The 20,082-nt window shown below is 35.0% G+C and carries 16 protein-coding genes; 3 read left to right on the forward strand and 13 right to left on the reverse strand.

Annotated features, from left to right (window positions below):
• Window positions 1–63: 63 nt before the first annotated feature.
• Genes IEX29_RS02765 through IEX29_RS02775 form a run of 3 tightly spaced genes read right to left on the reverse strand, consistent with a single transcriptional unit; the run spans window position 64 to window position 3,205 of the window.
• A complete protein-coding gene (locus IEX29_RS02765) occupies window positions 64–372 on the reverse strand; it encodes a PTS sugar transporter subunit IIB (protein WP_188732955.1) in 309 nt (102 codons plus the stop codon).
• Between the two features lie 60 nt (window positions 373–432).
• Window positions 433–1,764: a PTS sugar transporter subunit IIC gene (locus IEX29_RS02770; protein ID WP_188732956.1), complete on the reverse strand. Its 1,332-nt coding sequence runs from the start codon at window positions 1,762–1,764 to the stop codon at window positions 433–435.
• 28 nt (window positions 1,765–1,792) lie between these two features.
• Window positions 1,793–3,205 carry a glycoside hydrolase family 1 protein gene (locus IEX29_RS02775; RefSeq protein WP_188732957.1) on the reverse strand — a complete coding sequence of 471 codons (1,413 nt, stop codon included), beginning with the start codon at window positions 3,203–3,205 and terminating at the stop codon, window positions 1,793–1,795.
• Between the two features lie 168 nt (window positions 3,206–3,373).
• Here IEX29_RS02775 and IEX29_RS02780 point away from each other — a divergent pair, with 168 nt between their 5' ends.
• Entirely contained in the window at window positions 3,374–4,087 is a 714-nt protein-coding gene (locus IEX29_RS02780) for a GntR family transcriptional regulator (RefSeq protein WP_188732958.1), read from the forward strand.
• A gap of 472 nt (window positions 4,088–4,559) precedes the next feature.
• Here the strand turns inward: IEX29_RS02780 and IEX29_RS02785 are convergent, their stop codons facing one another.
• From IEX29_RS02785 to IEX29_RS02800, 4 genes are all read right to left on the reverse strand, one after another.
• Window positions 4,560–5,540 (reverse strand): LacI family DNA-binding transcriptional regulator, encoded by a 981-nt coding sequence (locus tag IEX29_RS02785; RefSeq protein ID WP_188732959.1) that lies wholly within the window; start codon window positions 5,538–5,540, stop codon window positions 4,560–4,562.
• Window positions 5,541–5,619: 79 nt separating this feature from the next.
• Window positions 5,620–6,408 carry a carbohydrate ABC transporter permease gene (locus IEX29_RS02790; RefSeq protein WP_188733058.1) on the reverse strand — a complete coding sequence of 263 codons (789 nt, stop codon included), beginning with the start codon at window positions 6,406–6,408 and terminating at the stop codon, window positions 5,620–5,622.
• Window positions 6,409–6,470: 62 nt separating this feature from the next.
• Window positions 6,471–7,358, reverse strand: coding sequence for a carbohydrate ABC transporter permease (locus IEX29_RS02795; protein ID WP_188733059.1), 888 nt, complete (start codon window positions 7,356–7,358; stop codon window positions 6,471–6,473).
• A gap of 100 nt (window positions 7,359–7,458) precedes the next feature.
• Entirely contained in the window at window positions 7,459–8,697 is a 1,239-nt protein-coding gene (locus tag IEX29_RS02800) for a sugar ABC transporter substrate-binding protein (protein WP_188732960.1), read from the reverse strand.
• A gap of 258 nt (window positions 8,698–8,955) precedes the next feature.
• On the opposite strand from IEX29_RS02800, the gene IEX29_RS02805 reads away from it, so the two are divergent.
• Entirely contained in the window at window positions 8,956–11,142 is a 2,187-nt protein-coding gene (locus tag IEX29_RS02805; RefSeq protein WP_188732961.1) for a glycoside hydrolase family 3 N-terminal domain-containing protein, read from the forward strand.
• Window positions 11,143–11,161: 19 nt separating this feature from the next.
• Complete coding sequence (locus tag IEX29_RS02810) at window positions 11,162–14,497, forward strand: GH36-type glycosyl hydrolase domain-containing protein (protein WP_188732962.1); 3,336 nt, start codon at window positions 11,162–11,164, stop codon at window positions 14,495–14,497.
• Between the two features lie 200 nt (window positions 14,498–14,697).
• On the opposite strand, the gene IEX29_RS02815 is transcribed toward IEX29_RS02810, so the two are convergent.
• The 6 genes from IEX29_RS02815 to IEX29_RS02840 form a co-directional block, all read right to left on the reverse strand.
• Window positions 14,698–15,501 carry a BtpA/SgcQ family protein gene (locus IEX29_RS02815; protein WP_229720060.1) on the reverse strand — a complete coding sequence of 268 codons (804 nt, stop codon included), beginning with the start codon at window positions 15,499–15,501 and terminating at the stop codon, window positions 14,698–14,700.
• A gap of 3 nt (window positions 15,502–15,504) precedes the next feature.
• Entirely contained in the window at window positions 15,505–16,485 is a 981-nt protein-coding gene (locus IEX29_RS02820; RefSeq protein ID WP_188732963.1) for an IF-2B domain-containing protein, read from the reverse strand.
• Window positions 16,486–16,614: 129 nt separating this feature from the next.
• On the reverse strand, window positions 16,615–17,583 hold the full coding sequence (locus IEX29_RS02825) for a ribokinase (RefSeq protein ID WP_229720061.1): 969 nt from the start codon (window positions 17,581–17,583) through the stop codon (window positions 16,615–16,617).
• Between the two features lie 52 nt (window positions 17,584–17,635).
• The gene (locus tag IEX29_RS02830; protein WP_188732965.1) at window positions 17,636–18,436 is read right to left on the reverse strand and encodes an energy-coupling factor ABC transporter ATP-binding protein; all 801 of its coding nucleotides are present in this window, start codon (window positions 18,434–18,436) and stop codon (window positions 17,636–17,638) included.
• A complete protein-coding gene (locus tag IEX29_RS02835) occupies window positions 18,427–19,287 on the reverse strand; it encodes an energy-coupling factor ABC transporter ATP-binding protein (RefSeq protein ID WP_188732966.1) in 861 nt (286 codons plus the stop codon). The genes IEX29_RS02830 and IEX29_RS02835 overlap by 10 nt, the downstream gene beginning before the upstream one ends.
• Window positions 19,284–20,072: an energy-coupling factor transporter transmembrane component T gene (locus tag IEX29_RS02840; protein ID WP_188732967.1), complete on the reverse strand. Its 789-nt coding sequence runs from the start codon at window positions 20,070–20,072 to the stop codon at window positions 19,284–19,286. Before IEX29_RS02840 ends, IEX29_RS02835 begins: the two co-directional genes overlap by 4 nt.
• Window positions 20,073–20,082: the final 10 nt, after the last annotated feature.

Raw genomic sequence — 20,082 nt, forward strand, 5'->3', positions numbered from 1 at the left:
GTAAAGGATGAGAGTGAAAAGGAACCATTTTTCAGGCTGTTAACCCTCTCTTATTCATGTACATTAGTCCTTGTTTATTGATTTCAAGGCTTTATCCAGAACAGCTTCTCCATTTACACGTCCATAATCCAAGAAGTCAATAACCTCAATAGGAATACTATTCCCAACAGCTTTTTCTGCAGTGGATTTCAAATAACTAACCTGTGGTCCTAGTAAAACAATATCCGCTTTTTCCCAGTTTTCATTTAATTCGGCATCGGAGACAGCCCATATCGTTACATCTTTCTCTTTTTCCTGAGCAGCCTGTTTCATTTTTTCTACTAAAAAGCTGGTTGACATTCCTTGATTACATACAAGTAAGATATTATACATATTGTCATCTCCTAAAATGATTTAGTTACTCTTTGATTCTGTAAAAAAGTGAAGCATGTGTTATTCTGATTTTTTAGCCATCTGCATTGCGTTTACTCTTTCATCGACCTTAAGGAAAGGCAGATAAATAAATACGGTTGCAGCTATAATTATAATTTGTAATAATGCTGCCCTCCAATCACCGCCAGTTGCAAGAAATCCTGAAATAACAGGAGGAGTTGTCCACGGTGTTTGAACAACGACATGATTAATTAAACCCAATGCTGTTGCATAATACGCAACTGTTAAAGAGAAGATTGGTGCCAATACAAACGGAATAATTAACATTGGATTGAACACAATCGGCAATCCAAAAATAATAGGTTCGCTGATATTAAAGGCAGCTGGTGTTATCGTCATTTTTGATATATCCTTATAATCCTTTCGCCTGCTAAAGATAAATATGGCAATCAGTAATGAAATAGTATTACCTGATCCTCCCATTACAGCAAAAGTATCCTTAAAAGCCATATTAATAATATGCGGAATTTCTTGATGATTAGCGAAAGCAATCATATTATCCTGCATGTTCTGCAATAAGAATGGATCTAATATAGGTCCTGAAATAACCGCCTGGTGAATACCAAATCCAAAAAATAAATTAGCAATAGATGTAATGATTAAAAAACCCGGGAGACTGGTAGTAATATAACTAAGCGGTTTCGTAATCATGGAAGTAATTAACGTATTAAAATCCATGCTGAATAACAGATTAAGTAAGAAGGAAGCAAAGGCAAAAATGATTACATTTATCATAATAGGAATTAATACATTAAAAGATTTAATAACTGCCGGCGGAATGTTACCACTAATATGGATTTGTAACCTGCTGCTGGATGATAATTTTATAAAAAGCTCTGTAGCCAGCAGTCCAACAACGATACCAACAAACATACCTGTAGCACTGGTGTAACTAATAGGAATAACATCTGAAACAAGAAAACTTTCTGCTGCTCCTTCTGGTGTAAAAGTTGTCGTTAACGGTGTAACGACAATCATCGTTGAGAGAACCACAAGGATTGGAGCAATCACATTTTTATATCCTCGATTTACACACATATGATAAGCGATCGCAACCGCTATCAAAAGTGTCATGATATTTAGTGTTCCGTTTGTAATAGATTCACCGATAGACTGCCAGGTTGTCAATGTATCCGGGTTAATTATCTTCCCCATGAATCCGGTTGGTTCCAAAATAACAGAATTAATGAGAGTAATGAATCCTGCCAAAATGATAAAAGGCATAATAGAAGCGAAAGCATCCCGTAAGGTCCGCAGATGAATCTGCCCTCCTAATTTCTGTGCCACAGCTGCAAAACGATCGACTATTCGTGTTTTTGAAAAACTGCTCATGTGCTATGCACCTTCTCTTATATTTATTTTAAACTAATTTATCTGTGTCGTATTCAAATCCATTAGCTAAACTCATTTTCTTATAAAACTCTCCACTTTTTTTGATTGTTCTTTCTTGGCTTTTTAAATCCAATGAGACCAACCCATATCGGTTTTTATACGCATTAATCCATGACCAGCAGTCAATAAAGGTCCATAAATGGTAGCCTTTGATACGACATCCTTCTTGAATCGCCTTGTGTACATATGCAAGATGATCCTTTATAAAATCAATCCGATAACTGTCATTAACTTGATTGTCATTATTCATAAAACGTGTTTCATTTGCTACTCCCATGCCATTCTCCGAAATAAATGCTTCAATATTGTCATAATTATCCCGAATATCAATGCATAAATCATAAATCCCTTTTTCATAAATTTCCCAACCTCGATAAATATTCATGCGTTTTCCGGGCATATCATGCAGTTCAAAGAACCATTCAGGCAAAAAAGGGCCTTGTTCATTTATTTTTGTTAAACGTGCTTGGACTCTTCGTGGTTCATAATAATTCAGTCCTAAAATTTGTGATGTGTTTTCGGCAATTATTTTTAAATCAACTTCTTCATAGGAAGGCATCTGATTATAATTCTTTAAAATATCTACCAGCTTTTTAGGAAATGTTCCTTTTACCATTGGATCCAGGAAACTTCTTACATAAAATGCATCCGCTATACTTGCAGCTTCCAGATCCTGTTTATTCTGGCTTCTGGGATACGTTGGGCTCAAATTCAATATCACGCCAATTTTTGAGGTTAAATTCAGCTCTTTAAATGCTTTAATTGCTTTGGCATGAGCCAATATTGTATTAAAAGCTGCTTGGGCGCCCTTTTTAAAATCAACTACATTTGGATAATGAAAATTTTCAAGATATCCACCCAGGATAGGTCCTAACGGTTCATTGAATGTAAACCAGTGATAAACCAAATCTCCAAATTCATGAAAACAAGTTCTCGCAAACGTCACGTAAGCCTCTACAACCTCACGAGAAGTCCAGCCGCCTTTTTCCTCTAAAGCATACGGCATATCAAAATGAAATAAGTTTACAAATGGTTTTATATCGTTTTTATTCAATTCTGTTAAGACATCTCTATAAAAAGATATAGCTTTATCGTTTACTTCTCCTACTCCCCCATTCGGAAACATTCTCGCCCATGATATCGAGATACGAAATGAATTATGTCCAGTTTCTTTTAGAAGCTGAATATCTTCCTTATAACGATGAATATGATCTGTTGTAATTTCTGGGCCTACGCCTTCATAAAAGCGATTTGGTTCTGTTTTAAACCAATGTTCCCAGTTTGTTTCGGCTTTTCCAGTTTCGCCCCGCCCTTCTGCTTGTTCTGCAGACCAGGCAGATCCCCACCAAAAATCTTTCGGAAACGCTAACATTTTATTCATTCTTATTCCCCTTCCTCTTATTCCAAATAATAACACCTGAAATTATAAAAGTAAATATGTTTATATAAAAGAATATACCTTTAATAAATAGTATACATAATTTAGTATTGATGGTATACTTTTAATAATATTGCTTGGAATTTTAGCTGAAATTGATGGAGGAATAATATGGGCGAATCATTAAAATATAAAGGCATTTATACGGATATCAGGGATAAAATTAATAAGGGCGAATATAAACTGAATGAAAAACTCCCTGATGGTGAGACGCTTGCAGCTTATTATGAATGCAGTAAACTTACTGTCAAAAAAGCATTAGATATCCTGGTACAAGAAGGAATGATCGTACGGCGGAGAGGCTCTGGTACTTTCGTGAAAGGAGTTTCAACAAATGGGGAAGCAATCGCTTTAGGTCCAACAGCAGGATTAGTAAAAACCATCGGAAAACAAAAAATCACTTCTAAAATAATCCTTTTTTCCATTGAAAAACCAAGTCAGGAAATAGCAGATAAATTAGAAATTGAAAACGAATATATCTATAAAATTATAAGGGTGCGCCATCTAAACAAGGAACCATATTCTATTGAACACACCTTTATGCCTTTATCTATCATTAAAGGCCTGGAGCCAAAGCATTTAGAGGATTCCATTTACAACTATATTCGTGATGATCTAAAGTTAAAAATGCACAGTGCTCACGTAAGGATTAAAGGTGACAAAGCAAATGACGAAGATTGCTCTTTATTAAATATAGATAAAGACAGCTTTATGATGGAGGTAGAAAAATTAGCTACCTTAGAAAACGGCAGTATTTTTGAATACTCTATCACAAGGCATCTTTATGAAAATTTTGTTTTTGAAACTGTATTTGTTCAGAATTGAGTTGGAATGGTTTTTGTAAGATATCTGATTGGATTAGTTTTGTTACCAGACGAGGAAGTTGTTGAATTTTTGCAAGAATGATATAGGATTGTTAAAGAGAATTTAATAAGTATGTTATTTCATATCTCCTCTTGAAATAACATATTTACTGCACAGTAAAAAAATTTATTTGCTAAATGGATTATAAAATCAACTTCGGAAAATTAATTATTTCTATGCAAGCGGGAAATAATAGACCGCATTCTATTATAAAAAAACTACATCCTATTACTTGTTAAATCCAAGTAATAGGATGTAGTTTTTTTATGAAGGAAAACCCGATTGTTCCCGTAACAATTCCAACTACCTTCTTCTGCACCTGCAAATCCTGTAGCAGAAATTTCTTCTTATTATCTACAACTAACGATTTTTTAAGGTTGTCAGTAAACGTTGGCAACAGCCTTGATAGGTTACTTTTATATATCTAATACTTCTAAACAGAACTTCGTACAACTAATTCTGTATTTAATTTATATAAATGATTAATCTTTTCCCCTCTAAGCAACTGGAAGATTAATTGTATGGCTAATGAACCTGTTTCATATTTAGGTTGTTTGATCGTTGTTAAAGGCGGATTCACATATTCTGATATCTCAATATCATCATAACCTATAATAGAAACATCTCCCGGAACCTTTATACCATTTTCATTAAAAGCCTGTAGACCACCAATCGCCATCTCATCATTTGCATAAAAAATAGAATCTGGTAAATTATTTTGCGCAAGAATTGTCTTGGTGGCTTTATAACCACTTTCACGTGTGAAATTACCTGGAACTTTCCAAACAGGCTGAAAATTTATCTGATATTCTTTTAAAGCTTTTAAATATCCTTCAAATCTTAACTGATTATCAAGTGAGTTGTTAGGGCCGCTAACAAAGATAATTTCTTTATGCCCCTGATTTATCAAATACTCTGTAGCCAGATACCCTCCATGGACATTGTCTACTAATACACTTTGTATATTTGTATGTTTCATTTCTCTATCCAGGACTACAAGTGGAAACCCATCTCTAGCCGCTTCTAAAATGACATCATCACTAATATTTTGCGCAAGAATAATAGCTCCATCTACCCTTTTCTCTCTTAAAAACTTTACCGCTGTAGATTGAGAGCCGCCAATTGCACTACAAGCGATTAACCCATAATTGTTAGCAGAACAGCCATTTTGGACGCCTTGGATAAGCTCAGAATAATATGGTCCTGATAAATCTCCCAAAATCAAAGCAATTGTATTTGTTTTTGCCATTTTCAAATCTGCTGCGATACCATTCTTCTGGTAGTTTAGTTCCTTTGCAGCATTTAATACTTTAATACGAGTATGATCGCTAACTTTGTTACTGTTATTTAGAGCATAGGAAGCCGTTGATACCGCTACACCTGCTAATTTAGCTACATCTTTTATTGTCGCCATAATACTCCCCCATGAATCTAATCAATAAAATATCTCGTTTCCTACGCTATAACAATTATAGCTCATTCAATTATAATTATCACTTTATTCCTGACATTGTAAAACCTTCTACAATATATTTTTGGAAAAAACCAAAAATAATCATAATCGGAACAACCATAAATGCTGCACCAGCCATTTGCAATGCAAAATTATTGGCATATTGACCTTTTAATAAGGATAAACCAACAGATAAAGTATACAGACTTTCATCATTTGCAATAATTAATGGCCATAGGAAGCTGTTCCATGCTGCAATAAACATCAAAACAGCCTGAACAGCAAATATTGGTTTTGCAACTGGAATAATTAAACGAAAGAAAATATAAAACTCCCCTGCACCGTCTAGACGAGCTGCTTCAATTAAACTCGTTGGAATGGTTGCCATGAACTGTCTAAATAAAAATATATTAAACGCAGCTACCAATCCTGGTAATATAATACCGCTCATTGTATTAGTTAATCCCATCTCATTTAATAAGAGATACACTGGAATCATCGTCACTTGGCCTGGAATCATCATAGTCGCCAATACTAAGTAAAAGAGTTTTTCTTTTCCTTTAAATTCAAACTTAGCAAATCCGTACCCTGCCATTCCATTAAATAATAAGCCGACAGATGAAACTGCTACAATAATGAGTGTGTTTTTCAGATATACTAAGAAATTCATTTCTGTAAATAACTTTATAAAATTATCAAATGTAGGATTCTCCGGAAATATTGTAGGAGGAATTGCCAATATTTCATTCTCTGGCTTAAATGCACTTGAAATCATCCACAGAAACGGAATAGAAACTAATATTCCACCTATCATCATGATTATAGTCATCACTATTTTTTCCGTTTTCTTACGCTTAGCAGTTGTTAACACAAAATTTCACCCCAAACTTATTAATATTCCGTATCAGATTTTCTTAGTTTAAATTGAATTAACGTAGCAATAATAATTATTATAAATAGAATAAATGACCCAGCAGCTGCATAGCCAAATTCATTGAATTGAAAACCTTCCTGATATATAAATAACGCTATAGACAATGTTCCATCTAAAGGTCCCCCTTGCGTCATAACAAACGGTTCTTCGAAAAACTGAATCCAGCCAATCAATGTAGTCACAGTCACAAAGAAGGTAGCAAATCGCAAGAGAGGCAATGTAATGTACAGCATTTTTTGAAAACCATTTGCTCCATCTATTTCTGCTGCTTCATAATAATCTTTTGGAATTCCTTGTAATGCAGCTAAAAAGATAATCATATTTAAACCAAGGCTCTTCCAAACTGCAACTATAATTAAAGAAATCTTTGCTAAAGTAGGTTCATTCAACCATGGAATATTATCTACAGATAGAAAAGAAAGAATATAGTTAATTAAACCGTACTCTGTATTGTATAAAAAGCCCCAAATTACAGCAATTGCCACTATATTAGTAATCGATGGCATATAATAAACTGATCTAAAAAAAGTAAAAAGTTTACTAGTACCGTAATTAAGTAAAAGTGCAATACTTAATGATAAAATTACAACTAGAGGTACCCCAATTAAAACATAGAAAACAGTATTAAATATCGCTTTGATAAATCGGTCATCCGTTAATAATGCTTTATAATTTTCTAAACCTATAAAGCTTACACTAGAAAAATCCACTAATCCTTTTAAATCAAGATTAGTAAAACTAATAAAAAAAGCAATTGTAATTGGAATGATGCTAAATAGTATTAAAAGGATAAGTGACGGCGCAATAAACATATATGGATGCCGATTATTTAATATTTTTTTCATAAAACTCATTTTTTTAACCACCTATCAATGAGGTATATTCATAATAGAAGGCAGGGTAAATATACGCTGAAGCTGCTTATTTACCCTACGCATAACTTTATTATTCTAATAATTGTTGTGCTGTTTGATTAAACTTTTCCATTTCATCTTCTAAATCAGCACCACCAACATTTACTCTTTCTAGTGAATTTAACAATTCTTGTGCTATCCGTTCAAACTCTTCTACCTGAATTCCAGGAATAGCGTCATTTAACTGTTCACCAAACACACTATACTTTTCATCCTCACTTAATTTAGGATCTTCCCAAGCCTCAACTCGTGCAGGAAGTGCATTTGACATTTCCATCCATTCAATCTGTGTTTCGGTTTCATTCATATAAGAAACAAATTTCATTGCATTGTCCACATTATCTGAAGTATGGAAGACAGAAAATACTGATCCGCCTAAGCTTGATGTATTTGACGTATTACCTGGCATCGTTGCAACCGACCAGTCTCCTTCGATATCGGGTACTTGATCATTTAATTGATTAATCATCCACGGGCCGCTAAAGAACATTGCTTTAGAACCATTTGCAAAAGCTTGTATAATATCAAGCCCTTCATTTTGCTGACTATATCCGTTTTCAAAAAAGCTTGTATAATATTCCATTGCACCTAAGAATTCTGGAGAATCTAAATTTAAATCATTATTTTCAATATCAGCTTGATATCCGTTCTGCCATGCAAAGATAAACGGAGTAATTTGGTCTTTTTGGTCAATATCTAAACCCCATTGCCCATCACCGCGATCAGCCAGCTTTTGAGCTGCATCTTCTAGCTCTTCCCAATTTTTTGGTGCTTCATCGTAACTAATTTCAGCCAATATATCTGTTCGATAATACAGAACACGTGTATCTACATACCACGGAATACCAACAACCTCGTCATTATATTCCATTAAGGTTTGAGCTCCGTCAAAGTAATTTTCTTTTGCAAATTCTGGGTTATCTTTTACATAATCACGTAAATCAAGTAATGCACCTGCTTCTGCAAATTCCGGGATCCAGGTTGCGCCTAGCTGCAAAACATCTGGACCATTTCCCGAAGCAACAGCTGTGAGGAGTTTATCGTGTGCGTTTTCCCAAGGTAATGCTTGTACCTCAACAGTTAATCCTTCATTTTCTTCCTCAAATCCTTTTGCCATTTCTTTTAATAATTTACCTTCTTCCCCCATCGCCCAGACAGTAATTGTATCACTGTTGCCACCAGAGCCTTCTCCCTTATCATCATTGCCGCAAGCACTAAGGAAGGCAATCAATAATATAACGATTAAAAATCCTCCAAAAAACTTTTTCATCGTATTCACTCCTATTTTTTATTGTGAATTAATTATCGAAACGTTTCACTATACACATTTTATTATATAATGAATTCGTTTTCAAGATATTTTTAAAATAATTCACTTTTTCTTCAAAACACGTAATATAGTACATTATATAGCCAATTATTATTTGACTTCATACATTCAGGAAATTATAATGAGTGTTGAATTGTTTTGAAACGTTTCGATTCAGGCCTTAAACTAAATAATTTATTTAGGGAATAAATTTATAATATGAGGAGTGTTTTTTTGAAAAAGCAGCATTTGGAAGACTTATTAAAACAAATGACGATCGATGAAAAAATCGGTCAACTATCACAACTCGCTACTCCTTTTTTTAAAGGTTCTACTGAAAGCGGTAAAATAACTGGTCCATTAGAACAACTGAATATTTCTGATGACTTAGTAAAAAACACTGGTTCTGTACTAGGTGCTTCTGGAGCAAAGGAAATTCGAAATATCCAGGAACAACATTTAAAGGATCATCGATTAAGTATTCCTTTATTGTTTATGTCCGATATCATCCATGGTTACGAAACAATTTTCCCCGTCCCTCTAGGAATAGGGTCATCATGGGATATAGAATTAGCAGAAAAAAGTGCAGAAATTGCAGCAAAAGAAAGCGCAGTTTCGGGTATTCATGTGACATTTGCTCCGATGGTCGATTTAGTTAGAGATCCACGCTGGGGGCGTGTAATGGAATCTACAGGGGAAGATTCTTATTTAAATAGCGAATTTGCTAAAGCTCAGGTTAGAGGCTTTCAAGGAGAAGATTTAACGAAGGATCTTCATCGCTTAGCTGCATGTGTGAAACATTTTGCTGCATATGGAGCTGCTGAAGCTGGAAGAGATTATAATACAGTGAACATGTCTGAACGGCAATTAAGAGAAATTTATTTACCAGCATTTCAAGCTGCTTTAGATGCTGGCAGTAAACTTGTAATGACCTCCTTTAATACAGTTGATGGAATTCCCGCAACAGGTAATAAAAAACTGATGCGTGATATTCTACGTGATGAATGGGGCTTTGATGGAGTAACCATTACTGACTGGGGCGCACTTAAAGAACTCATCCCCCATGGGGTTGCAGAGGATGAAAGTGAAGCTGCATATAAAGCAATTCAAGCGGGTGTAGATATTGAAATGATGACAACCTGTTATCCTGATCACTTGAAAAATCTTATCGAAAACAAGGAAGTCGAAGAAGAACTTCTTAATGATGCAGTGCGCCGAATCTTACAATTAAAAAATGAATTAGGTTTATTTGAAAATCCATATCGTGGTTTAAGCGAGGAAAATGAAGAAAAAGTTATTTTAAATGAGGAACATCGTAAAGTTGCAAAAGAACTTGCGGCAAAATCATGCGTATTATTACAAAACAACAATAATACCTTGCCAATTAACACTTCACAAAAAGTTGCATTAATTGGCCCTTTCGCTGAAAATAATGACATTCTTGGCCCTTGGTCTTGGAAAGGAAATAAGGATATAGCTGTCACCTTAACGAAGGGAATAGAAAAAAGATTAAATAACAAAAATCAATTCATTGTGGCAAAAGGCTCTGAAATAGAATCTATTACAAAAGAACAGCTACAAAATGCAATTTCAGCTGCTGAACAATCTGATATTATCGTATTAGCATTAGGTGAACATTCTGATATGAGTGGTGAGGCTGGTTCACGTTCGAATATTAAATTACCAGATGCTCAGCTGCAATTAGTTGATGAAATTTATCAATTAGGCAAACCAACTGTTGCTGTTTTATTTAATGGCAGGCCGCTTGATTTACATGGTGTATTTGATAAAACAGATGCAGTATTAGAAGCATGGTTCCCTGGGACAGAGGGCGGAACAGCTATAACTGAAATTTTATATGGTGATGTGAATCCATCTGGAAAATTATCGATGTCCTTCCCTTATTCCGTTGGCCAAGTCCCAGTTTACTATAATCATTATAATACCGGGCGGCCGCAGGGAGCATCAGATGCGCAAGTACGGTATGTATCACAATTTTTAGATATACCAAACGAGCCTTTATTTCCTTTTGGATATGGTTTAAGCTATACAACATTTTCTTATCAAAATATGAGACTTTCCGCACCTGGTATCACACCTGACGATACGCTACAAGTAAAAATCACTGTTAAAAACACAGGAAAAATTGCTGGCGATGAAACAGTTCAATTATACGTTCGTGATATGGTTGGCGAAGTTGTCCGGCCATTAAAAGAATTAAAAGGGTTTAAAAAAATTCATCTCAAACCACAAGAAGAAATGGATGTCACTTTTGAATTAACGGAAAAGCAATTACGTTATTACCATTCTGACCTAAATTATGACAGTGATAATGGCAAATTTGAAGTTTACGTTGGACCAAACAGCAAAGAAGTACACACGCTTTCTTTCACATTAACAAAATAACAAAAGCAGGTGAGCATGAATGACATGGAAAGATACATTAATCACAATAAAAGCAAATGATCTCCATTTCACCTTTCATCAAAGCGGAGATATTTATGAAATCACACATGGAGATACATTAATCAATCAATGGATGTCCAATCCAATTGATGGCGCATTAAATAATATTTATTTACGCATTCATAACCCGGATTATATACAATACTATCCACTACTCGGAATCCATTCGAGCAGTAAAGTTTTTGTTCATGAATCTCAAATAAAATGGATTGGCGAAATTAAAGGAATCCAATATCAGGTTATCTTTACATTGAATGAAAAAGGAATTTGGTTCTGGGACGTAAAACTGGAAGGACACGATCAAGAGGTTGACATTATTTACGGACAAGATTTGGGGCTGGGTGATAAAGGCGGCGTTCGTTCCAATGAAGCTTATATGTCACAATACATTGACCACAAAGTCTTTCAGGATGAAGAAAAAGGATTTATTATCTGTTCGAGACAAAATCAGCTCCAGAGCTCAGGCAATCCTTATATCCAACAAGGGTCTCTGAATAAAACGATTGGCTATGCTACAGATGGATTCCAATTTTTTGGGCTTGATTATAAAGCAACCAATAAAATAAAAGCTCTACAGGAAGAATCTCTTCCTAATGAAATTTATCAATATGAATTTGCTTATACTGCCCTCCAATCAGAAAAGATATTACTAAATGGGAAAAGCCAAATTGTGTTTTATGGATTATTCAAAGCTAATCACCAGGGCGCAGTCAACAAACTTGAATTTAACGAAGACATTCACCAAGCATGGAAACAAGTAAAAAATACAGAAATAAAATCGACTCAATCTATTGATAAAGTGGTTTTGTCTGAAAAACTTGATTCAACACTTAAGGCTTTTAATTTTACTGAACAAGAATTAGATGAACTTTATCCTAAACGAATCTTAGAAGAGACAAATGAGAATGGTCTGTTATCCTTTTTCACTGAACACTATGAACATATTATTTTAAAAGAAAAAGAAAAGCTTATGGAGCGTCCACATGGTCACATTGTAATGAGTGGACAAAATCATCAAATAAAGGATGATACAATTGCATCCACTTCGTATATGTATGGCATTTTCAATGCTCAGGTAGCTATTGGCAATACAAATATGAATAAAATGATGACCAACGTTAGGAATAGTTTAAATGTCATAAAAACATCTGGCCAGCGCATCTATATTGAAATCGATAAGAAGTATCATTTACTGGCACTTCCATCGATTTATGAATTAGGATTTAATTATGCACGCTGGTATTACAAAACAAATGACGATGTGATCATTGTAACGAATTATACGGTTGTAGATTCACCAATAATCAATACAAGTGTCGTCTCAAAGAAAGAAAAATCATATAAATTTTTAGTTACCAACCAAATCACAATGCAAAATAATGAATATGAAGTTCCTTTTCATTATCATGTGACTGAAAATAGCACTGTCCGTTTTACAGCTGATGAAAAATCCGACAGTGCCAAGACATATCCTAATTTAGCCTATCAAATTGAAGTTAATGGTGCAGATTTCGAGGTTAGTAACGAGCAAAAATTAGCTAATAATATTAGCCCGGGTTCAGCATCTCTCGTTGTATTGGATATTTCTGCTACCAATACGTTTGAAATGAGAATTCAAGGATCCTTAAAAGGTGAGATGGATTCGTTGCCTGACCTTCATTTCGAGGAAGAAGTGAAACGCTATCGCCATTATTATAACAAACTATTACGCGGCTTTAACTTATCATTATCAGGCGAAAAAAAACTTGATAACTTTAACGCACTAGCATATTGGTATACGCATAACATGCTCGTCCATTTCTCTGTTCCACATGGTTTGGAACAATACAGTGGAGCTGCCTGGGGGACAAGAGATGTTTGCCAAGGTCCTTCCGAGTACTTTTTAGCAACCCAGCATTTTCAAACTGTTCAGCAAATCATAAGAACAGTATATTCCCATCAATATGAGGATACAGGAAACTGGCCACAATGGTTTATGTTTGATAAATATGAAAGTATACAACAAGAAGACAGCCATGGTGACATCATCGTTTGGCCACTAAAGTTAATTGCAGATTATATCAATATCTCAGGAGATTACCAAATACTAGAGGAAAAAGTACCTTATACCAGCCGTAAGACATTTGAATTCACAAAAAATACTGCGACCATTCTAGAACATATTCAAAAGGAAATTTCATATATAAAAGATCATTTCTTACATGATACACACTTATCTGCTTATGGTGGTGGGGATTGGGATGATACACTGCAACCAGCAAGTAATCAATTAAAGAAATATATGTCAAGCAGCTGGACAGTTGCCTTAACTTATCAAACCTTTAAGACATTCTCAGAGGTTTTAGTAAAAGTTCTCCCAAAAGAAGCGGAGTCAATACAACAATTAGCTTGCAGCATCCGCCGGGACTTTAACAAATATATATTAAAAGATGATGTTATTCCAGGTTTCGTCTATATGGAAAATTCAGATCATGTTGAATACATGTTACATCCTACAGACAAAAAAACCGGTATCCATTATCGTTTGCTGCCAATGCAAGAAAGTATTATTGCTGAATTATTCGATTTAGAACAGGCGCAGCATCATTATGAAATTATTAAAGAGCATTTACAATTTCCAGATGGCGTACGATTAATGGACCGACCTGCCACCTATACAGGCGGGGTAAGTACCAATTTCCAACGAGCAGAACAAGCATCTAACTTTGGTCGAGAAATTGGTCTCCAATATGTTCACGCCCATATACGTTTTATCGAGGCTATGGCAAAATTGGGTAACGCTGATGAAGTATGGAATAGTTTAGCTGTTATTAATCCTATTCAAATAAACAATGTTGTCCCTAATGCAGAAATTCGTCAAAGCAATACCTACTTTAGTAGTTCTGACGGTAAATTCAAAACACGATATGAAGCACAAGAAAACTTTGCCGCATTAAAAAGTGGATTAGTTCCAGTCAAGGGAGGCTGGCGTATTTATTCTAGCGGCCCTGGAATTTATTTAAACCAATTAATATCCAATGCATTAGGAATCCGCCAAAACAATCAAGATTTAATTATAGATCCTATTATATCTTCTGATATGGATGGCTTGCACTTTAACTTTATGGTTATGGACAAAAAAGTAACATTTATATATCATCTAAATCAGAAGGAAAAACATATTTCTATTAACGGAAATAGAGTTGATTCAGCTGGAATTATTAATCCTTATCGAAATAGTGGATTTATTGTTAAGCACCATATTTTGAAAGAACAATTAACAGAGAAGAATAATATAATTGATATTCACTTATAAAAAGCTATCCGTTTTGTAGATTCAAAACCAGAAATCAAATTAAAAATCATGGTATCTTTATCAAACATCGATGAATGATACCATGATTTTAGTTTACTAGTAGTTTGCCTAACCATTTCTCCGCCTTATGGTACATGCTATAAAATTGTTATACTTAATTATTTACCCCATAACACTCCGCATACCAATTCGTAGACTGCTTAAACTCCACTTACCGCGCCTTTAGCCCGCTTTACCTCATCCATAAAAATCTTTGCACGCTTAGGGTCTATTGGATTCTTCATATCCCCATTCTTAATCCAGGTAGCAACACATACACCATCATAATGCTGCAGCAGTTCATAGACATTTTCTCCTGTTGCGCCTCCGCCTAAGAATATGGGTGTGTCTTTCACTTTTGTCCTTGCCTTTTTTACTAACTCTAAACTCTCACTTGGATTTTTTCCTGCAATAAATAAACCATCCGCAAATGCCTCATGCACAGATTCCCATGCTGCATCTTGAATTGGCTTTGCTCCTAAAGGTACACCATGCACCTCATATACATCTGCAAATACTGGGACATCGCTTTTTATTCTTTTTCTAAGCTCGTTTATTTCTACACATTGCGCTTCCAGTAATCCTGCACTTGTTACTTCTACACCGGTAAACAGGTGTTCCACTCTTACAAAATCTGCGCCAATTGCGTCTGCTACTGATAAGCCTGCTACTCCATCCCAGTTCATCAGCACACCTAATATCTGATCAGGGAACTCTCTTTTTATCGCATCTCCTATTTGAGTCATATAAGCAATAGCTTCCGGCGAAGCAATTTGTTTAATTGGCATATCATTCATATTTTGGAGGACGATTCCGTCAAAACCATTCTCCAGCACCATTTCTGTTTCTTTTAAGGAATGATCGATAATCTCCGTTATTTTTTTATTAGTATGTCTATAGCTCCCCGGTAATGGATCAGGCTGAACCATGGACAACGCTAGACCTTTTGTATTTATCTTACTCACTAGTTATTCCCCCTTCAAGCTATCATGAAATTTTTTACTATTATTAAATAATTGATTAGCAGGAATGATTCCTTCTTCAGTAATTATTGCGGTTATATATTTTGACTCAACACCAAGCAATTCCGGACAATTAAAATCGATCTTGCTTTTTACACTTGAATCCCAATTAGAGGCTAATTCCTCTGTTAAATCATTTATTTTCAACTGTTTTTTATAGCCGTATATCGCCCTTATATCAACTTTTATCATTGGTGTGAGCACATATAGTGGAATATTGAATTCTTTACATACTAATCCAACGATATCTGAACCCGTTGTATTAAAGGTTGTACCATCTGGATAAAAAGTTTCCGCACCGAAAAACGCACCATCACATTCCTTTAAATAGTACATAATAGCTGCATCCGGGATAAATTTAATCTGATGACCAGCTTCTCGGCAAGCTTCTATAAAGGGATAACCACCATTAATTATTCTGCTTTCCGGTATAACGATAGTATAATTTTTATTTTCATTTTTTAAGTTTTGAAGCCATTTATTTACCGTACTAGAGTAATCAAAAACCATGATCGTTTTCATTGATGAAGCAGCTTCAACCCCATACTTCACTACTTTATTTATTGCTTTCTCTGATTGAATCAGATAATTATTCTTTTTTTGGATGATAACTTTCGACGCTTCTTCCACATCTAAGTTTCTTACTTCATCAATATTTTTTATCATAATATTAATGGCATTACTAATTGCCTGACTGGCTGCACCTCTTGTTTCAATGAAGTATTGGGAAAGGGTTTTGATTTTATCTACTACACTATGTATGGAAGAATGATTCTTTTCTCCGATTAATGCAATAGATTCAATCATATCTCCTATCATACTAATATGCTTGCTGGCTCCTAACACCCTTTGATAAACGATATCATCAAATGCTTGTATACTTTGTTCATCATCTAATGTTTGTCTGGCCTCTTCTACTTCTATCATATTTACACCCATTCCTTTCGCTTCGGTTCAAATACAAAGTATCATACAATAATTTTGTACCTATTTCTCTTATCGTTGTTTCCGATATCATAACTGCTTTTTCACTGTCTTTTTTTAAGTGACAACTTTTTATTTAGAAATATTTAGTTGATGAAAATCAAACTCTTCTTTATCAATAAATTGCTCATACTCTGCTAAAGAAGGTAAGGATGTAATAGCTCCTTGTTTTGTAACGGAAAGCGCTGCAACATTTACTGCATTTTTTACCGATATATCCAAATCACCACTTCTAATCCAGAAAAAAGATACAGCGCCTACAAAACAATCTCCAGCTCCTGTTGTGTCTACCACATTTACTTTAGAGGCAGGATAATGTTTAATTATATCTCCCGTCTTAAAGACTGCTCCTTCCCCGCCCAAAGTGATGACAATATTATCGATACCTATTTTAGAAATGATTTCTACTGCCTCTTTAGCTGAATCAACAGAATTTACATCCATACCTGATAAAAACGAGGACTCGGGTTCATTAACAATTAATAAATCAACTAATTTCAAAACTTCTGAATCAATATCTACAATTGGAGCTAAATTTAAGATGATTTTTTTACCTAAATCAGAGGCCATTTGAATCGTGTATTCTCCCACTTGTTTATCCATCTCCAGTTGAAGAACTACTCCTTCCGCCCGCTTCATTTTATCTAACGAATGCGTAACGTCCTCTTCTGTTAAAATAGCATTCGCACCTTTATAAGTAACAATTGAATTATTACCAGATTGATCCACACTCACCATCGCAATACCGGTTTGAATCCCTGGTGAAATCAATACATTCTCATCATCAACGCCAGCCTGAGCTAATTCATTTTTCATCACTGTTCCAATATGATCATCACCAACGCGGCCAACCATTGCTGTTGTTGCAGTTAATTTAGCTGCTGTAATTACCTGATTTGCTGCTTTCCCACCAGGTCCTATATTAAAAGAATTAGAAGCAACAGTCTCACCAGGCTCCGGCAATTTATCTACATAACCAACATAATCCATATTTAAGCTGCCAAAAACAATCAAGTCATATTTATTTTCCACTTTTTTCATTCCCTTTGAATATAGTTTTTTGCTATCATTCTGCATTCATTAGAGAAACCCGCTATAATCGAGTAAGATATTCCAGTAACTCATGTCTAAATAAAATCTTATTATCGCTCCCTATATCTTCTGCTAATTCTCCTATTTGCGGTTTGCTAATATTTGATTCTGCTACAATATCATTATTCCAAAATATATTTCTTGCAGAATCATCCGCAATAATACGTTTATTGGCCATTGCAATCACTCTTGAAAAATTGTCTGCAACAAATTCCATATCATGAGTAATGGTGATAACGCTCCTGCCTTCCCCCTGTAAGATATCCATCAATTCGGCAAGCCGATTAATCCCATTAATATCTTGTCCGGCGGTTGGTTCGTCTAAAATCAAGTAAGGAGTATCCAGTGCAACAAAAACAGCAATAGTAACAAATTTTCTAATCGAGTAAGGAATATCGAAAGGTTTCATATCCATATATTGCTGAATACCTGTCAGTTCAGCCGCCCGTTCTACCCGTCTATTAATTTCCTCATCGGTCAGTTTAGAATGTTTAAAAGAATACTCCAGTTCAGCCTTCACTGTATTGTTAAAAATTTGATCGTCCGGATTCTGAAACACATAGCCTACATATTGGGAAATTTGAGCAACAGTTTTATCTTTAGTATTTATACCGTCTACTAATACATCTCCCTTGGTAGGCTTATGCAATCCATTCAATAACTTTACCGCTGTTGTTTTGCCGGCGCCATTTTGCCCGACAATCGCAACCCGTTCACCTTTTTCAATAGTAAAATGAAGGTTTTCATTTGCTACATAGCCATTCGGATAAGCAAAAGAGACATCTTTAACTTCTAATGACATATCTTTTCACTACCTTTTTTCAGAATTTGCTCTCTTGCTTGAGATCTTGTAATAGCAAAGGTGTCGAAAGGTTTGCCTTGTTCCTTCATATCATTACTCAGCAAGGCAATTTGTGGTATATTCACACCTTCATTTAATAAATTCACGTTGGAAAATACGTCACTGGTTTTTCCATTCGTAATTAACTCTCCTTGTTTAATAACTAAAACCTCATCCGCATATTCAGCTATTAAATCAATTTTATGTTCCACAAGGAGAATCGTTTTGCCCTGTTCTTTTAATAAATGAATAATCTCAAATATATCGGATGTACCCTTCGGATCTAACTGTGAAGTTGGTTCATCGATCACAAGAATGTCTGTTTCCATCGCAATAATGGAGGCAAAAGCAACTCGTTGCCGCTGCCCGCCAGAAAGTTTATTTGGATTGTTTTTAATTAAATGTTCTATTTTTAGTTGTCTAACAACACTAGTCACTCTATCAATAATTTCTTCTCTTTCCACACCTAAGTTCTCTAATCCTAATGCAATTTCTTCAAAAACCGTCTCTTTGATGCCGCTGATTTGGGTGAAAGGATTCTGAAATATATATCCAATCGTTGAAGCTAATGCACTGCTTTCCCACTCACGGATCTCTTTTCCTTTAATAAAAACCTCTCCAGTCAAATCCCCTCCATAAAAACTGGGAATCAGACCTTTTATTAAATCGCAAAAGGTAGTCTTTCCTCCGCCATTTTCACCGATAATGCCATAAAGTTTACCTTCTTCAAAAGCATAATTAATATTTTTCAAAGCGTCTGTTTCAGCCAGTGGATATCTATAAGATACATTTTTCAATTCAATATAACTCATAATACAACCCCCAAAATAATCAGACCCAAAATAAGAATGTCCACTAGTATCACCAATATTTTTTCCAAAGCTGGTGTAGGACGAAGGAAACGCAAATGCGTATTAGGATTGGCAGATGAGAATGCTCTAGCATCCATGGCAATTGTTTTTTCCTCCGCCCCAGAGATTGCTCCCAAGAATAGTGGACTTAGAACAGGGACAAATGCTTTGATTCGGACAAACACATTCCCCTCTGTCTCGATTCCTCTGGACCTTTGTGAATCCATAATGACGTTTGTTTTATCCTTTAAATCAATAATCAACTGTAACGATGATAAAATCATGAAACTAATATTGTGCGGCACTCCAATTTTTTCTAAGGAATAGGTTAAATCCTCTGCTTTTATCGTCACTGTACAAAGAACAAGAATTCCACAAACGACTAACATTATCGTCGCGTATTGAATACCTAAGTCAATTCCTTCCTGTGTGATATTAATAATCCCATAATTAAATATCATATTTTCACCCGGCCAAAAGATAGCACGTACAATGAAAAAGAAAGGACCAATAACCAAACCAAGTTTCAGAAATGGACTGATAAAACTTTTGAAACGGCCGGCTGCAACCGCTAACAAAATAAATACCAAGGTTATCACAACGTTCACTTGCCAATGCTGAAAGAATAACGTAATTAATCCTAAAGCTATATAGATATTAATTTTGTTCAAAGGATTCAAATTTAAAAGCCAATTCTTACTTAATTGTGGACTACGATAAGAATTTATAAATGTCTCGTCCATCATGCACCCCTCC

Origin of the sequence: Oceanobacillus neutriphilus, assembly GCF_014645515.1 — a bacterium.
Taxonomy (GTDB): domain Bacteria; phylum Bacillota; class Bacilli; order Bacillales; family Amphibacillaceae; genus Oceanobacillus; species Oceanobacillus neutriphilus.

Bases quoted from the DNA above. Each gene is read 5' to 3' on its own strand.
- IEX29_RS02765 (WP_188732955.1), bottom strand. From the start codon at position 372: ATGTATAATATCTTACTTGTATGTAATCAAGGAATGTCAACCAGCTTT.
- IEX29_RS02770 (WP_188732956.1), bottom strand. From the start codon at position 1,764: ATGAGCAGTTTTTCAAAAACACGAATAGTCGATCGTTTTGCAGCTGTG.
- IEX29_RS02775 (WP_188732957.1), bottom strand. From the start codon at position 3,205: ATGAATAAAATGTTAGCGTTTCCGAAAGATTTTTGGTGGGGATCTGCC.
- IEX29_RS02780 (WP_188732958.1), top strand. From the start codon at position 3,374: ATGGGCGAATCATTAAAATATAAAGGCATTTATACGGATATCAGGGAT.
- IEX29_RS02785 (WP_188732959.1), bottom strand. From the start codon at position 5,540: ATGGCGACAATAAAAGATGTAGCTAAATTAGCAGGTGTAGCGGTATCA.
- IEX29_RS02790 (WP_188733058.1), bottom strand. From the start codon at position 6,408: ATGACTATAATCATGATGATAGGTGGAATATTAGTTTCTATTCCGTTT.
- IEX29_RS02795 (WP_188733059.1), bottom strand. From the start codon at position 7,358: ATGAAAAAAATATTAAATAATCGGCATCCATATATGTTTATTGCGCCG.
- IEX29_RS02800 (WP_188732960.1), bottom strand. From the start codon at position 8,697: ATGAAAAAGTTTTTTGGAGGATTTTTAATCGTTATATTATTGATTGCC.
- IEX29_RS02805 (WP_188732961.1), top strand. From the start codon at position 8,956: ATGAGGAGTGTTTTTTTGAAAAAGCAGCATTTGGAAGACTTATTAAAA.
- IEX29_RS02810 (WP_188732962.1), top strand. From the start codon at position 11,162: ATGACATGGAAAGATACATTAATCACAATAAAAGCAAATGATCTCCAT.
- IEX29_RS02820 (WP_188732963.1), bottom strand. From the start codon at position 16,485: ATGATAGAAGTAGAAGAGGCCAGACAAACATTAGATGATGAACAAAGT.
- IEX29_RS02825 (WP_229720061.1), bottom strand. From the start codon at position 17,583: ATGAAAAAAGTGGAAAATAAATATGACTTGATTGTTTTTGGCAGCTTA.
- IEX29_RS02830 (WP_188732965.1), bottom strand. From the start codon at position 18,436: ATGTCATTAGAAGTTAAAGATGTCTCTTTTGCTTATCCGAATGGCTAT.
- IEX29_RS02835 (WP_188732966.1), bottom strand. From the start codon at position 19,287: ATGAGTTATATTGAATTGAAAAATGTATCTTATAGATATCCACTGGCT.
- IEX29_RS02840 (WP_188732967.1), bottom strand. From the start codon at position 20,072: ATGATGGACGAGACATTTATAAATTCTTATCGTAGTCCACAATTAAGT.